The organism is Bradyrhizobium cosmicum, assembly GCF_007290395.2.
In the GTDB taxonomy this organism is placed as follows: domain Bacteria; phylum Pseudomonadota; class Alphaproteobacteria; order Rhizobiales; family Xanthobacteraceae; genus Bradyrhizobium; species Bradyrhizobium cosmicum.
On the sequence record NZ_CP041656.2, the window covers coordinates 5,883,341 to 5,899,506 of the forward strand.

General features: G+C 60.6%; 10 protein-coding genes. 8 read left to right on the top strand and 2 right to left on the bottom strand.

Annotation, left to right across the window (positions count from 1 at the left end; genetic code table 11):
• Positions 1–159 precede the first annotated feature (159 nt).
• Positions 160–1,179, bottom strand: a complete 1,020-nt coding sequence (locus tag FNV92_RS28155; protein ID WP_143843670.1) for an NAD-dependent epimerase — start codon at positions 1,177–1,179, stop codon at positions 160–162.
• A gap of 287 nt (positions 1,180–1,466) precedes the next feature.
• On the opposite strand from FNV92_RS28155, the gene FNV92_RS28160 reads away from it, so the two are divergent.
• Complete coding sequence (locus FNV92_RS28160) at positions 1,467–2,582, top strand: glycosyltransferase family 4 protein (RefSeq protein ID WP_168213532.1); 1,116 nt, start codon at positions 1,467–1,469, stop codon at positions 2,580–2,582.
• Between the two features lie 65 nt (positions 2,583–2,647).
• Positions 2,648–3,811, top strand: a complete 1,164-nt coding sequence (locus FNV92_RS28165; RefSeq protein WP_143843669.1) for a glycosyltransferase — start codon at positions 2,648–2,650, stop codon at positions 3,809–3,811.
• 11 nt (positions 3,812–3,822) lie between these two features.
• Here FNV92_RS28165 and FNV92_RS28170 read toward each other — a convergent pair whose 3' ends face one another.
• On the bottom strand, positions 3,823–3,966 hold the full coding sequence (locus FNV92_RS28170) for a hypothetical protein (protein WP_168213531.1): 144 nt from the start codon (positions 3,964–3,966) through the stop codon (positions 3,823–3,825).
• A gap of 705 nt (positions 3,967–4,671) precedes the next feature.
• Between FNV92_RS28170 and FNV92_RS28175 the strand changes: the two genes are divergently transcribed.
• The 6 genes from FNV92_RS28175 (at position 4,672) to FNV92_RS28200 (ending at position 16,008) form a co-directional block, all read left to right on the top strand.
• Positions 4,672–5,733: a polysaccharide biosynthesis/export family protein gene (locus FNV92_RS28175; RefSeq protein WP_244623621.1), complete on the top strand. Its 1,062-nt coding sequence runs from the start codon at positions 4,672–4,674 to the stop codon at positions 5,731–5,733.
• 113 nt (positions 5,734–5,846) lie between these two features.
• Positions 5,847–7,187 carry a glycoside hydrolase family protein gene (locus FNV92_RS28180; RefSeq protein WP_334266071.1) on the top strand — a complete coding sequence of 447 codons (1,341 nt, stop codon included), beginning with the start codon at positions 5,847–5,849 and terminating at the stop codon, positions 7,185–7,187.
• Positions 7,188–7,227: 40 nt separating this feature from the next.
• Complete coding sequence (locus FNV92_RS28185; protein WP_143843668.1) at positions 7,228–8,430, top strand: glycosyltransferase family 4 protein; 1,203 nt, start codon at positions 7,228–7,230, stop codon at positions 8,428–8,430.
• Positions 8,431–8,483: 53 nt separating this feature from the next.
• Positions 8,484–9,686 carry a glycosyltransferase family 4 protein gene (locus tag FNV92_RS28190; protein ID WP_143843667.1) on the top strand — a complete coding sequence of 401 codons (1,203 nt, stop codon included), beginning with the start codon at positions 8,484–8,486 and terminating at the stop codon, positions 9,684–9,686.
• A 347-nt stretch (positions 9,687–10,033) separates the two neighbouring features.
• Positions 10,034–14,374, top strand: coding sequence for a toxin-antitoxin system YwqK family antitoxin (locus FNV92_RS28195; protein WP_143843666.1), 4,341 nt, complete (start codon positions 10,034–10,036; stop codon positions 14,372–14,374).
• A 242-nt stretch (positions 14,375–14,616) separates the two neighbouring features.
• On the top strand, positions 14,617–16,008 hold the full coding sequence (locus FNV92_RS28200) for a hypothetical protein (protein ID WP_143843665.1): 1,392 nt from the start codon (positions 14,617–14,619) through the stop codon (positions 16,006–16,008).
• Positions 16,009–16,166: the final 158 nt, after the last annotated feature.

The following is a 16,166-nucleotide window of genomic DNA, read 5'->3' on the forward strand; positions in this document are numbered from 1 at the left end:
TCTGCAGTGAAGCTTCAATTCCTAGTTAGAATCTTTTCTTGTGCAGCGCAATAGAGCGCACCGTCGTCGTTCCGAAATTGAGAAATTTCGTCATATCCCGCGCGTGCCAACGACACAGATGCGCTGAGCCCCAGAAGCGAGGACACTCCTATCAATGGATCACACACAATGATACGTCCGATACCATTCGACGAAGCGGCCGAGGCCATCTGCGAGTGATGTCGAAGGCGCGAAACCGACGTCGCGCTGGAGCGCGGAAATGTCGGCGCGCGTCTCCAGGACGTCGCCTGCCTGCATCGGCAACAGCTTGCGGATCGCGGGCTTGCCGATGAGTTTCTCCAGCGTTTCGACGAACTCGATCAGATTGACCGAGCGGTTGTTGCCGATGTTGTAGACGCGATACGGCGCATAGCTCGACGAATTTTCCGGCAGCTCGGCGTTCCACTCGAGATTCGGCGTCGCGGGACGATCGAGCGTGCGGATCACGCCTTCGACGATGTCATCGACATAGGTGAAGTCGCGCCACATTTCGCCATTATTGAAGATCTTGATCGGCTCATTGGCGAAGATCGCACGCGTAAACAGCCAAGCAGCCATGTCGGGCCGACCCCACGGGCCGTAGACGGTGAAGAAGCGAAGGCCAGTCACCGGCAGCTTGTGAACATGCGCGAACGTGTGCGCCATCAGTTCGTTGGCCTTCTTGCTGGCCGCATAAAGGCTGACGGGATGGTTCACCGAATGCTCAGTCGAATATGGCAAGGTGCGGTTGGCGCCATACACGGAGCTCGACGAGGCGTACACGAGATGTGCCAGACCATGACGCCTGCCGGCCTCGAGCACGGTGACGAAGCCGTCACAATTGGCGCGGATGCTGGTAATGGGATCGTCGATCGACGCGCGCACGCCGGGCTGCGCCGCCAGGTGCACGACCCGGTCGGGCGAGACCTCGTCGAAAACGCGCGTCACCGCGGCAAAGTCTGCGAGATCGATCTCGTAGAATCTGAACCCAGGACGGTGCTCGAGCGTTGCGAGGCGCGCGCGCTTCAGCGCGGGATCGTAATAGGGCGTGATCGCATCGATGCCGACGACCTGCTCTCCACGTGCCAACAGCCGTTCACAAACGTGCATTCCGATAAAGCCGGCAGCACCGGTAACGATCACTGGCCGCAAAGTTGTCATCTCGTTCATTCCGCGAAGCAATGCCAGACCAGGACATGAGAGGCAAGGTTTGGACGATTGCGAAAATCATCAAATCAGGCGGCCCATCTAAGCGCATCGAAATGTGTAGGAAACATGATGGCGTCATGCATCCTCGCATGCTATCCGCCTGCGAGGATGCTCGGACGATAGCGCCACATGTGCTACACGTCATAGATCGTATATTCGGCGCGAATGCTTAGTCTTGAGGCAATGCTCGCGTAGGACACCTGCGAAGAACAAGACACCCACGAAGAAAAAGATCGGCTTTGAAACTCTCCATCAACGGCAGGTTCCTGTCACAATCGCTCACGGGCGTGCAACGCTACGCTGCCGAAATCGTCAAAGCGATGGACCGCTTGCTCGCGAGCGGAGAGGCCCCGCAGCAACTGCTGGATGCAGAATGGCAGATCCTTGCGCCCAAGAATGCGCAGACGCTCGCCGGTCTTAGCCGTATTCAAATCAAGCAGGTCGGATCGCTGCAGGGACACGCGTGGGACCAGGTCGATCTGGCGCGTGCGGCCGCCGGGACGCGCCTCGTCAGCCTCGCCAACTCCGGACCGGTCCTCCACCGCGACCATCTCGTCGTGATCCACGATGCGCAGGTTTTCAGGCGGCCGGACTTCTTCAGCTGGCGCTACCTCGCTTTGCATCGGACGCTCGGCCATTTACTGGCGCGCACGGCAACGATCGCAACAGTTTCGACGTTTTCGCGCAACGAACTTGCCGACATGCTGTCGCTCGATCCCGCTTCGATTCCCGTCATTGCGAACAGCGCAGAACATTTCGCGACCGTCGAGCCCGACGTCTCGATCATCGATCGACTGCATCTTGTACCCCATCAGTTCTTCCTCTTCGTCGGCTCGATGACGAAGAACAAGAACGTCGACACTGCCATTCGAGCGGCCGAGCGGCTCGGCCGCCCCGATTTTCCGCTGGTCGTCGTCGGCGGCGACAACAGCAAGGTATTTGGAGGCAGCGCCGCCGCGCAGAAAGCCGGAATCGTCATTGCGGGCCGCCTGAAGGACGAGGAGATCGCGGCGCTGTTCTCCCGGGCAACTGCGTTCGTGTTTCCGAGCCTCTATGAGGGCTTCGGGGTGCCCCCCCTGGAAGCGATGTTCTTCGCCTGCCCGGTCATTGCGAGTTCCGCCGATGCCGTGCGCGAGACCTGCGACGATGCTGCCGTCTATTTCGATCCGCTCAGCGCGGATGAGCTATCGGCCCGGATGCGCGAAAGAATTGAACTCGGCAGGATTTCGCCGGCGGAACAGGAGAAGCAGCGACAGCGACTGTCGACATATTCCTGGGCCAAGTCCGCCGCAGCGATGCTCGAATTCCTTGCCAGACCCGCTTCCCACACCGCATCCGGCCGCACGGCACGATGACGCGGCCCAAATATTGCTGCTTAGAGGCGTTACACGCGCTGTCTGCAAGAAGGAAGGACTAACCGTTGTCCAGCGGCCTGAAAGTTCTGCATGTCGCCGAAACGGTCAGGGGCGGCATCGCCACCTACCTCAACGAGCTGCATCCGCATCAGAGCGCGAGCTTCGGACGTGGAAACGTCAATTATGTCGTTCCATCCGACCATCGCGGCGATCTGGTGAACATCGAGGATGATGCCGTCACCACGTTCCCGCGCGACGGCCGCAACGCGATCGGCCTGTTCCGCATGCTGTTTGCGACCATGCGCGCGGTCAGGCAGTTGCGGCCTGACATCATCCACCTTCACTCGTCGTTCGCCGGGCTCGTGGTGCGCCCGGTGCTCTGGCTCACCTATCGGCGTTCGCGCATCGTCTATTGCCCGCACGGATGGGCGTTCGGCCGCGAGACCGGTCGCCTCAGCCGCGAAGTCACCAAGTTCACCGAGCTCGTGCTGTCGAAACTCACCCATCGCATCGTCTGCATCTCCGAAAGCGAGCTGACGGATGCAAAACAGGTCGGAATCGCGGACAATCGCCTGGTTCTTGTGCACAATGGGATTTCCAAGCAGCGCCCGGCGCTCGACGACAAGGGCGCGGCGCCGTGGCGGTCTGACAAGATCAAGGTTCTCTTCATCGGCCGGCTCGACCGCCAGAAGGGGTATGATCTGCTGATCGAGGCGGCGCGCGCGCTCGGCGACAAGCTCGACGTGCGCCTGATCGGCGCCTCCGTCGTCAGCAAATTCCGCGGAAGCGACCTGCCGGCCAACATAACGTTTCTGGGCTGGATGAGCCGCAACCAGATCGAGGCCGAGCTCGCGCAGGCCGACATGGTCGCCATTCCCTCGCGCTGGGAGGCATTCGGCCTCGTCGCGATCGAGGCGATGCGCGCGGCCAAGCCGATCATCGCCTTCCGCATCGGCGCGCTGCCGGAGATCATCGAAGACAATGCGACCGGCGTGCTGTGCGACGAGGTTTCGGCCGAAAAACTGGTTGAGGGTTTTCAGCGCGCAACCAGGCTTGACCTGCCCGCGGTCGGCCGGGCCGGATATGAGCGCTTTACCCGCCTCTACGACATCGAGCAGACCCACCGTACCCTGAGCCAGGTCTATTCCGACGTGCTGCATGTTCGGGTCAGCGAATCCGGGCAGCGGACGAAGCTGCAATCCGACCTTCCGAACAATCTGCGATCGTAGCGACCGGCCGATCAGGCCAGCCGACGAGCCTCGTCTGGCGCGAATTCGGCGTCGATGACGCGCTTGTCCGAGAATGACCACGCGATTGCGAACATGACGATCATCGTGCAGACGAGAAAACCGGCCGCGAACAGCAGTGATCCGGTGTGCAACATCGTCTTCGCCTTCCCTTTTTGCTTGACCGACCACTAGCCGGATCAGGATTAGGAAGACCTTACGGGCACCAGCGCGACGCCAGCTTCCAAATCTAAGCGTTAATGGAGGTGGAATCCCGTCGCGGAAAATTAGTCCGATGCCCCTGCGAGAACGTCCGCTTGGGCGTCATGCCTGCCGCAGGACGGCGAAAACACAACGCAAGGTCGGCCAAAATCGAATCCGATACTGGAAGTCTACAGCGATCTCATCTCGCGACGATGCCGTCGCATGTCAGGTCCATCATCGCACACCGCTCACGAGTTCAACCTCAGCCTCAATCGTGACATCGATCTGTCACGTGTATGTCCAGTTTGCGAACTGCTTGTTAAAGAGGACGCTCCGCACAAAAATTAAACAGCGATTTGGGCGTATATCGAGGTTCACAAGTTGCAATAAGGTCACAGCCATAAGTGCTTTACCATAAACTCGAAGAGGCAGCAGTGACTCCGCACACTGGGATTTGTACGGTGATTCCGATTTTAGATGAGTACGAGGGAATAGTGGTGGCTAAAACCGAACGATTGAATTTTGATTTCGGGATTAGCCGAATCTTGGCTGTCGCTGCGATCGGTGCATCCTTGGCGGGTTGCGCAGGCTTCATTCCCTTAGACGCTCCGGATGCGGTCTCAACGCAAACAAATGCAGCGCTCATCACCGAGTCGACCGTGCCGCTCGCCTATGCCCTGATGCCGGTCAATCCGGCGATCCTCCAGGCGACCAACGGATTCACCGAGTCCTCCGATATCGTGTTCTCGCGCCTCCCTGGCGGCAACTACCGCGACGTCACGATCAGCGTCGGCGACGTCGTCACCGTGACCGTCTACGAGGCGCAGGCAGGCGGCCTGTTCATTCCGCGCGAGGCCGGCGTCCGGCCGGGCAACTATGTCGACATTCCGCGGCAGCAGGTGGATCAGTCCGGCAACATCAACATTCCTTACGCTGGATCGATCAAGGTCGCCGGGCTGACGCCGCGCGCGGTGTCCAACATCATCCGCGAGCGCCTCAAGGACCGCGCCATCGACCCGCAGGCCGTCGTCAGCGTGACCGAGCAACGCGGCAACCAGATCAGCGTGCTTGGCGAGGTCAACTCGCCGCAGCGCTTCCCGGTCGACCCGGGCGGCATCCGCCTGATGGGCGCCATCGCGCGCGCGGGCGGTCCCAAGTACCCCTCATACGAGAGCACGGTCACGATCAAGCGCGAGGGCCGCACCTACAACGAGTCTATGTCGACGGTGGTGCATCGCCCCAGCGAGGACGTCTTGCTCGCTCCTGGCGACGTCGTCTTCCTTACGCGCATTCCCAGGGTGTACATGGCGTTCGGATCGACGCCGTCACCGGGCTCGATTGGCGGCACCAACAATCGCCGCTTCACGTTTGAGAACGACAACATGTCGCTGGCCGAGGCGCTGGCGAAGGCTGGTGGCCTCGACAGCAACCGCGCCGATTCAAAGTCGATCTTCGTCTATCGCTTCGAGCCGAAGCCGCTGCTCCAGCAAATCGGCGTGGACGTGTCTCAGTTTCCGACCAAGACCGTTCCGGCCGTCTACAAGTTCGACATGAGCAAGCCTGACGGCTGGTTCCAGGCAGACACCTTCAAGATGCGCGATCACGACGTGATCTCGGTCGCGGAATCGCCGTCGACCGAATTCATCAAGGTCATGAATCCGTTGAATTCGGCGTCGACAAACGCCGCCAATATCAGCTCAGTCGTTGTGAATTCGAAGTGACGGCGGTCTATGAGTGAGTTGCCGCGCGCGGACCAGCAGCGGCAGCTTCGCCCGATTTGAACCATAAGGGGAAGTTAATCGTTCGGTCAGCAAGGGCAAACTGGAGCACGAGAGTGACCGAACCGACCACATCCATCCCGTGCAGGTTAAGAGTGCTTGCCGTTGCGCTGACCGCGGCGATCGGCGCTTCTTCATCGCCTTCCGATGCGCAAACCGCACAGCCGCTGGACCAGCGCATTCTGCTGGGCGTGGGCACGCACCAGGGTCTCGGCGGTCCCATCGGTGGGCGTGGCTACGTGCCCTCCATCGCCGTGAAGCAGATAAAGGACCTGGGCGTCACCTCTTTCCGCGATGATTTTCCCTGGTCGGATTTCGAGATTCCCGGCCGCGCGTTCGGTTTCAATCCGCAGCTCGCCCGTCTCGAGGCGCAGGTCAAGTCCGGCGTCGGGCGGCCCGTGCTGATTCTCGGGTTTGGTCACCACCTCGTGCCGAATTCCGATCCGCCGACGACGGACGAGGCGCGGCGTCGGTTCGTCAACTATGCGACCGCAGCTGCACTGTCAGTGGCGCCTCAGCGCCCGATCTTTGAAATGTGGAACGAGTACAACCTCAGCGCGCGCAGAAATCCGGACTTTAATATCGAGAACTACGTCGCGCTCGCCAAGGCGGTTCAACCGGCCGTCAAGCGCGCGGTGCCCACGGCGCCGTTCGTGGTCGGCGTGCTCGGCGACGATCCGGGGTTCAAATGGACCGACGCCCTGCTCAAGTCCGACCTGCTCAAGATCGCCGACGGCATATCGATCCATATCTACAACCATTGTGCCGCGCCCTCCGGGCGCATCGCAGCCGAAGCTATCCAGCGCCTCGAGACGTTTCAACAACGGGTGGCCCAGGCAACCGGCGATCCCAACTATCCCGTCTACCTAACGGAGACCGGCTGGCCGACCGGCGAGGCCAAGTGCAGCGTCAACGAGCAGCTTTCCGCCGACAATATGGCGCAGATTATATTGTGGTCGTCGACCGCCGGACCGTGGCTCAAGGGAATATGGCTCTATGAACTCAAGGACAGCGGCACCAAGCTAGACGAGCTCGAGCACAATTTCGGCCTCTACCATTTCGACAACACGCCGAAGCCCGCTGTATGCTTTGTCCGGGAAAGCTGGGCATTCATTCGTACGAGCCAGAAGGCGGAGCGAACAAAACCCGTTCCAGGCGTTGTCCTTATCCGCAGCCAGAACGGCTCAGAAACCAAGGCCGCGCTCTGGTCAGAGAGTCCGACCAAACGGTTTGAAGTTAGACTGAAAGGCGCAGAATCAAATGCTGTGGTCAGCCATGTATGCCAGCAGGGGCCCAGCCCCGCGCCCGGCGCCTGGACCGAATTATCAACTACGCCGGTGCTGGTCACGGCGAAAGGAAGCGCGGCGCTCGATTTTGAGATCAGGCCGGCCAACTGAGGCCGTCAGCCAAGCCACGGGCCGCTAATCGAGGCACTGCTTGAGAATCCTCATCGTCAACACCCTCTATCCGCCGGAAATCATCGGTGGCGCCGAAGTATCGGTATCGCTGCTCGCCGAAGCACTGGCTCAGCGTGGCCACGGGGTGTCCGTCGTCTGCCTTCAGGACAAGGGAGAGCGGTCGGTCGGCGACCGCAACGGCGTGCGCGTCTATCGCATGCCGCTGGACAACGACTATTGGCCGTTCGGCCGCGACGCCAAGCCCTCGTCGGTGCAGCGCCTGAAGTGGCATTTGCAGGATACCTGGAATCGCAAGGCCGCCGCACGTTTCGGCGAGATTCTCGACATCGAAAAGCCCGATGTGGTCCACACAAATAATCTTACGGGTTTTTCAGTCTCGCTGTGGTCGGAAGCCAAGCGTCGCAACATCCGGATCGTGCACACCTTGCGTGACTATTCGCTGATCTGCAAACGATCGACGCTCTTTCGGGCAGGCGCGACCTGCATGAAGCGTTGTGCGGCCTGCGCCACCATGACCGCGCCGTATCGCCGCGCCTCGCGCATGGTCGATGCCGTGACGTCCAACAGCCAGTATGTGCTGGAACGCCACCTCTCACCAGGCTATTTCACGGACATTCCTCGCCGCGTCATCTTCAATATCGCCGATACGACCAACCTGGCCGCGACCCCGGGGCCTGCCAGTAGCGACCTGGTCTTCGGCTTCATCGGACGCCTGGAGCCTGAAAAGGGCATCGACGTCGTCCTCAAGGCGGCGGAGCTGCTGCCGGATGCCGGCTGGCAGCTCAAAATTGCCGGCAGAGGCCTCGAAGCCTATGTGCACGATTTGAAGGCAGCTACGCCAAACGACCGCGTGCAATGGCTGGGATTCGCCAAGTCCGCCGACTTCTACGCCGGCATCGACGTCTGCCTGATCAGCTCCGTCTGGCCGGAGCCGTTGCCGCGGACGCTGATCGAGGGGATCGGGGCCGGCAAGGCCACAATTTGTTCCACAGCAGGTGGAATACCGGAGATATCAGAGTTTTCTAATTTAGTAGGGAAGTACGAGCCGCACGACCATCGGGGGCTCGCCGAACTGATGCAGGAGGCAATTCGCCAAACCGCCCGATGGAAAATGAGCGCACCGGCACGACCAGATTTTGCGGAGAAATTCACCCCCGAGACGATTACGCGGCAAATCCTGGAGATGTACGCTGGCGAGACCGGGACCTCTTCACAAGAATAAAGGGCGCAAAGCTTCAGTAACAATGCTACAATGGATATTGAGACACATTCTTAATGAAGGTCCTCGTCACCTCTTCGCTCTATCCGACGCCGGGCGCGCCGAAAGTTGTCGGCGGCGCCGAAATATTCGTGCGCCGACTGGTCGAGAGTCTCGTCGCGCGCGGTGATGCGATTGAGGTCGTCCGAGCCGCCTCCCTGCCGGACCAGCGAGCCGAGCGACACAACGACGTCGACGTCTATTCCGCGCCCAACCGAAATATATACCTGCCGTTTACCGAGCAGCGCAGCGCGCCCGTGCGCGGCATCTGGCATGCGATCGAGGATTGGCAGCGGACGGCGGATGTCGTGGGCGCGCGCATCGACGCGTTCAAACCCGACCTGCTGCATTCCAACAACCTTTCAGGCCTGACGACGGCCGTCTGGAAGGCCGCGTTCGACCGAGGCATTCCGGTCATCCACACCCTGCACGACTATTATCTGACCTGTCCCCGTTGCTCACGATTCTCCAACGGCCGCGCCTGCAAGCATACGTGCCTCAGCTGCAACTTGTTAACCCTCAGCCGCCGTAGCGCGACCAGGCATCTCAGTGCAGTCGTCGGCGTGAGCCAGCGGATCCTGGACATCCACACCGAACTTGGGCTGTTTGCGAACGCGACGCGGAAAGTTATCCGGCATGCTTCGGCACTCGGACCGATCGCTCCCATCGCTACGCCTCCCTCGAGCACGCTGAGACTGGGCTTCATCGGCAGGCTGACCGAGGAGAAGGGTATCTACAACCTCGTCAAGGCCATCGAAGTGCTGCCGCCCAGTTCCGTCCGGCTTGTCATTGCCGGACACGCCAGCGATGAAATTAAGCAGGAGCTTCGAGATCTGGCTCCTCGCGCGACGATCGAGTTCCTCGGCTTCGTCGCGCCGGAGAAATTCTACGAGCAGATCGACGTCGTCGTCATTCCGCCGATTTGGGAAGAACCAGGTCCCATCGTCGTTGCCGACGCGCGGGCCGCCGGAAAGCCGTTCCTTGGAACGAAGTTCGGCGGCATCCCCGAGGCCGTAGCCCGCGGCGCGAAGGGCTGGCTTACCGAACCGGATCCGGAATCCCTCGCCGCCAGCATCCGCCAATTGCTGTCGAAGCCGGACGAAATCGCGGCGATGGTTAAGCAACTGTCGCTGCAAAAGAACGAATATACTTTCACAAGCGTCGTCGACGAATACCGTGCCCTGTTTGCAGGCATCGTCGAGAGCCGACGATCGGTATGACAGAAGATTGACGATCCGGTGTCGATCAACCATCGCGGGCGCGATGGTGACGACGCTGGTTTGCAACCTCCTAACAAACTCACGCAATCTCCGTGGAACTGCGGGACGTTGCCTACGCCGCATGCAACCTGCACAACAAACGTTGCGCGGAACAGCATCGCGCCTCCGTCGTGACATCGTTCACGCACACGGCTGACATCGACAGCCACTACATTTGCTCAAGCGAGTCGACGAAGCGCTTCGCGCGCAGCGTGAGCGATGTGTCGACTTTTATCTGAATAAAAAACCTGAAACACAAACGTCGGAGCTACTGCTCGACGCAATTGAACTCACATGCAGAGCAACAGATGACCACGTCTCCTGTCGATCAGACTCTCCTCTCGGCAAGTTCCTTCACGGGATCCATCGGTGTCAACACTCACGTGGCCTACTCCTGGGGTGGCTACAGCAACCTCGCTCTGCTGGAAGAAGACCTCAAATATCTCGGCGTGACAAAGCTGCGCGATGGACTCTCGACGTCGCCCAACAGCCAGCCGGTGATGAACGGACTTGCGGCAGACGGCTACAAGTTCGACCTGATCGTATCGTCGAGTTTGCCCGCGAGCGGTTCGGCAGGCCTCGCGCAGTATCTGGCGACGCTCGACAGCTTCGTGAAAGCCCATCCGGGCAGCGTGATCGCCGTCGAAGGCCTGAACGAAGCCAACATGCAGCCGTTCTCGTACAACGGCAGTGCCGACATCTCGGCCGCAGCCCAGTTCCAGGCGACGCTCTACACTGCGATCAAGGGCGACGCGACGCTGGCGGGCGTGCAGGTCTACAACCTCTCGCTCGGCTACACCGACACCAGCGACTACGCCAAGCTCGGGAATCTGTCCGCTTACACCGACTACGCGAACTCGCACGCCTATGTCGGAACCGGCACCACAACCGCAGCCGCGCTCACCGGATATCTCAGTGAAGCAGGCTCGGTCGCTTCCGGAAAGCCGATCGTCATCACCGAGACCGGCTACAGCACCCTGAGCAGCACCCCCTATCTCGGCGTCGATCAGACCGTGCAGGCGAAGTCGATCCTCAATACGCTGGTGGATGCCTTCAAGGGCGGCGTCGCCACCACCTATCTCTACGAGCTGCTCGATCACGGCAGCGACTCCAGCTCCCAGATGGGCTTGTTCAACGCCGACGGCACCCCCAAGCTGGCGGCAACCGCGATCCACAATCTGACGACCATCCTCGCCGACGACGGTACCGGCGGTCACACGCCGACCGCGCAACTCGGTTACTCGCTGTCCGGTCTGCCCACCACGGGCAGCAGCATGGTCCTCACCAAAAGCAATGGTGCCTATGACCTCGTGGTCTGGGCGGAACCGAAGATCTGGGACGATGCTACCGACAGCGAGGTCGCAGTCGCGACCCAATCGGTCACGGTGAACCTCGGCGGCCTGCATCATTCCGTCGTCGTCTACGATCCAATGAGCGGCACGGCGCCGATCGCAACCTACACCGATGTCAGCCAGATCGTCCTGCCGCTCAGCGATCATCCGCTGATCATCGAGATCGATGCACCCGCGAAGGTCTCGGCTCCTTCCCAGGGAGTCGTCAGTGTCAGTGACACCGCGGCCGACATCGTCGATCAGCTGTCCGATCTCAACGCCTCGACCACGCTCAAGACGATCACCCTGACGGACACGCACGTTCTTCCCGTCGCCTCCGAATCGACGATGACCTACATCATCTCGCACTATGCGAAGGCGCTGGCGGCAATCCAGGGCGGCTATTCGTTCTCCGTCACGACCTCGAGCAGCACCTGGAGTCTGACCAAGGTCTTCAATTCCTCAGGCACCCTGACCTCGACCACGACGACCAATTTCAGCAATGGCGTTGCCACCAGCAAGGTCACGGTCAACGCTGACGGATCGACTGACAGCATCAGCTACAAGGCCGGCGTCGTCCTCCAAGAGGTCATCGTCAAGACCGATGGCTCCAAGGAAACGAAGACTTTCGGAACCGGCGGTCTGACTAACGACACGGTCCAGAACAAGGACGGGTCCTCCTCGACCACGCTCTATACCAATGGAGTCAAGACGGCTTCCTACGTCAACAATGCCGACGGAAGCCACGACAACACGTTCTACGGCATCACCGGAAAGTCCTACGTCACCCAAACGACGCACGTCAACGCCGCGGGCAAGGTGACATCGGACATCCGCAAGCACGCCGACGGCACGTTCGACTCGACCCAGGTTATCAACAGCGACGGCAGCAAGGTCATGGTGCTGTACGATTCCGCAGGCCGTAAGACCACTTCGATCACAGCGACCTCGACCGTCACGACGACCGACAGCTTCAACAACTCCGGAACGCTCACCAAGGAGGTCGTGCAGAAATCCGACGGGTCCGTCACGACCACGAACTACAATGGCGCGCTGCTGACGTCGGTGTACATTGTCAACGCCAACGGATCGAAGGAAACCAAACTCTACGACGCGGCCGGGAAACTCGCCAACGACACCGTCTACAACACCAACGGATCGACCTCGACGACCGTCTATACCACCGGGGTCAAGACCGCGCTCTATGTCAACAACGCCGACGGCAGCCACGACAACACATTCTACGGCATCACCGGAAAGTCCTACGTCACCCAAACGACGCACGTCGACGCCGCGGGCAAGGTTACATCGGACATCCGCAAGCACGCCGACGGCACGATCGACTCCACCCAGGTGACCAACAGCGACGGCAGCAAGGTCACGGTGCTGTACGATTCCGCAGGCCGCAAGACCACTTCGATCACGGCGACCTCGACGGCCACGACGACCGACAGCTTCAACACCTCGGGCACGCTCACGAAGGAAATCGTTCAGAAGACCGACGGGGCCGTCACGACCTCGAACTACAATGGCCCGCTTTTGACGTCGGTGTACATCGTCAACGCCAACGGATCGAAGGAAACCAAGCTCTACGACGCGGCCGGAAAGCTTGCCAACGATACCGTCTACAACACCGACAGCTCGACGTCGACGACCCTTTATACCGCCGGCGTGAAGACCGTGATGTACGTCAACAACAAGGACGGCAGCCACGACAACACCTATTACAACATCGCCGGCAAGAGCTATGTCACGGAGACGTTCCATATCGACGCCTCCGGCAAGGTGACCTCGGACACCCGCAAGCACGCCGACGGCACGCTCGACTACACCCAGGTGACCAACAGCGACGGCAGCAAGGTCACGGTGCTGTATGACTCCGCCGGACGCAAGACGACCTCGATCGCAACGACATCGACGGTCACGACGACCGACAGCTTCAACACCTCGGGCGTGCTCACGAAGGAAGTCGTTCAGAAGACCGACGGCTCGGTGACCACCACGAATTACAACGGAGCGCTGCTCGTATCGGTCTATATCGTCAATGCCAACGGCTCGAAGGAAACCAAGCTCTACGATAGCGCCGGCAAGCTCGCGACCGATGCCCTGATCAACACGGACGGATCGTTGTCAACCACCGCCTATACCGCCGGGGTCAAGTCTGCTCTCTATGTCACCAATGCCGACGGCAGCCATGACAGCACCTTCTACAACATCACCGGGAAATCGTACGTCACGGAAGCGCAGCACAGCACCGCCTCCGGGGCCGTGACCCAGGTCGTCCGAACCCATGCCGACGGCTCTCTCGACTACAAGCAGGTGATCAACAGCGATGGCAGCAAGATCACCGACGTGTACGACAGCACCGGTCACAAGCTTAGCGAGGTGAAAAACAACGCCGACGGTTCGACCGTGACCGACCTCTACAACACGTCGGGTGCCCTCACGCAGGAAGTGACCAAATTTGCCAACGGCGACGCGTCGACGACGAACTATTCGGGCGGCAACCCGACGTCGATGTACATCACTCACACCGACGGCTGGAAGGAAACTAAGCTGTTCGACTCCAGCGGCAAGCTCACCAACGACACCGTCTACAACACGGACGGCTCGACGTCGTCGTCGGTGTATTCGGCCGGCGTCAAGACCGCAAGCTACGTCACCAACGCCGACGGCACTCACGACAACTCGTTCTTCAACATCACCGGCAAGAGCTACGTCACCGAGTATCAGCACACCAATGCGGCCGGAACGGTGCTTTCGGACATCAGGCTGCATGCCGACGGCACGTTCGACTACACCCAGGTGACCAATAGCGCCGGCACCAAGACCACCGACGTGTACGACAGCACCGGCGTGAAGACGTCGGAGGTGATCAAGTATGCGGACGGTAACGCCGACCTGTTCAACTTCGCCGTGACGGGCAAGCCAGGCGCGATCGAGCACGACAGCCGCGACGCCAGCGGCACGCTGCTCAAGATCGACATGCAGAACGCCGACGGAACTCACACCGTCACAGCTGTGACCGCCGGCCAGACGGTCCAAGGATCCGCCAACAACGACCAGTTCCAGATATCGCCCGGATCGACCACGGTCGTCTACGATCACGGTAAGGACACGGTCATCGGTTTCCACGCAGGAACGGCGGCGAACCACGATGTGATCGAGATCTCGAAGGCCTTGGTTGCAGACTACGCTCACCTGCAAATGACGCAGAGCGGCTCGAACGCCGTCATCCAGATTTCGGCGACCGACTCGATCGTACTGCAGGGGATCAACATCCAGAACCTCGACCACGGCAACTTCCTGTTCGCGTAAGTCGGCAGGCTCCACGAGCTGTCAACCGGGAAGACGGGCTGCAACGCGCAGCCCGTCTTCCCGGTTGCAATACGCCACGGCAAGATGATGCCTCCGCGTCGGAGCGGTTACCGCCGCAAAGTCGTTGCGTCCCGATGTTTCACATGTTCTAAGATAGCTGGCCTATCCACATGGCCAATAGTCAGCGCCGGCGGTGTCGTATCAGACGGTATCCGGGCAAACCGGAAAAGACCGGACGCGTCATGTTTCGCCTCCTCGCTCTTGGCAGCTATTTCTACCAAAGCCTGGTCGCGATCCTTCTCATTCTTGCCCTCAGCCATGTGCTGGAGCCCGCGTCTTACACGACGTATTCGCTGACCGTAGCCGTGAGCCAGCTAGCCGCCGTGGTTGCCTTTGAATGGCTGCAACTAGCAGGGCAGCGCTTCCTCTCATCGAGCCAGGGAGACGAGACGCCGCGACTCCAATCATCCCTGATCACCGCACTCGCACTCAGCATTGCCGCCCTGATCGCGGCCGCAGGGCTTGCCTTGCTGTCCGGCCGGATTACGCTGCCCCTGATCGCAACAGGGCTCGCAGTCACGATCGCGCAGGGGACCGTTGACCTGCATTACATGATGATCCGGGTCTCGGGCAGATTGCCCTCGGCCTCGATGCTGATGATCTTCCGCGCCACGTTTCTCCTCGTGGGCGCTATCGCCGGTGCGAAGCTCCACGGGACAGCGGAAGCCGCGCTTGCCGGCATCCTCGTCGGGCACGCCCTTGGCCTGGTTCTCGGCTCGCTGATCGACCGCACCTTGCTGCACTGGTCTCCCCGAATCGCCAGGAAGTCGGACCTGTCCGCCTTTGCCCGCTACGGGATGCTGGCCTCGGGGGCGTCGGTGGTCCACCTGTCCGTCCCGATCATGATGCGCTTCATGATCGTCGATCGTTTCGGAATCGGATCGAGCGCAAGCGCCGGCTTCTCCATGGCAATCGACCTGCTGCAGCGACCGTTCTCCGTACTGCTGTCGGCCATTCACACCATCAGCTATCCCGAAGTGGTGCTGCGCTACGATACAGGGACGAGGCGAGACGCCCAGCAAGCCGCAGCCGGCCTGTTCGAGCTGGCATTCTGCTCCACCGCGCTTATGCTCGGTGGATTGATCGCATTCATCCCCGACGCTGCGACGTTCTTCGTTCCGCCCGCGCTAGCCGCAAGCTTCCTCGCCGCAACGCCGAGCGTGGCGACTTTCTATTTTCTGCATACGCATCTTCAGGCGACGCTGGCGCTCGTCCCGCACCTTCAGAAGGCGGCGCTGCGCCTCATCCTGATCGCCGTAGGTCAATTGGCTCTTATCTCCGGTCTCGTTCTGGCCAGCAGCCTTGCGAGCCTGACGCCAACGAAGGCGCTGGCCAGCGCCGCTCTCGCAACCGCGCTGGTGATCTTAGCAACCTCTGGGCCAACGATACGATTTGGCGCCTATCCGCGTCCCGGCCTCGTACTGTTAACGACGGTCGGAGCCGCTGTCATCGGGGGCCTTGCAGCATCGCCGTCCGAACCGTCGGCGTGGCTCGTCGGCAAGATCGTTATCGCGGCAGTGATCACGTTGATCATCGTGTGGTTCGGCGACTTCCTGCACCATGACCGGGCGTGAGAACTCTTGATCTGCCCGACATTTAACCAGCGTGGCTGCGGTGCATCGCTGACTTCGCTCTGCGCGACGTTTCAGGAAGCGATCGATGGCAGAGCGAAGGCGGACCTCGATAATCTCAAAGCTCAATGAGGATGCAATCAGGGTCAGCGTGAGACCCG

What these genes read in the sequence shown, in the direction of transcription:
- FNV92_RS28195 (WP_143843666.1), top strand. Translation starts at nt 10,034, where the DNA reads ATGACCACGTCTCCTGTCGATCAGACTCTCCTCTCGGCAAGTTCCTTC.
- FNV92_RS28155 (WP_143843670.1), bottom strand. Translation starts at nt 1,179, where the DNA reads ATGACAACTTTGCGGCCAGTGATCGTTACCGGTGCTGCCGGCTTTATC.
- FNV92_RS28170 (WP_168213531.1), bottom strand. Translation starts at nt 3,966, where the DNA reads ATGTTGCACACCGGATCACTGCTGTTCGCGGCCGGTTTTCTCGTCTGC.
- FNV92_RS28200 (WP_143843665.1), top strand. Translation starts at nt 14,617, where the DNA reads ATGTTTCGCCTCCTCGCTCTTGGCAGCTATTTCTACCAAAGCCTGGTC.
- FNV92_RS28190 (WP_143843667.1), top strand. Translation starts at nt 8,484, where the DNA reads ATGAAGGTCCTCGTCACCTCTTCGCTCTATCCGACGCCGGGCGCGCCG.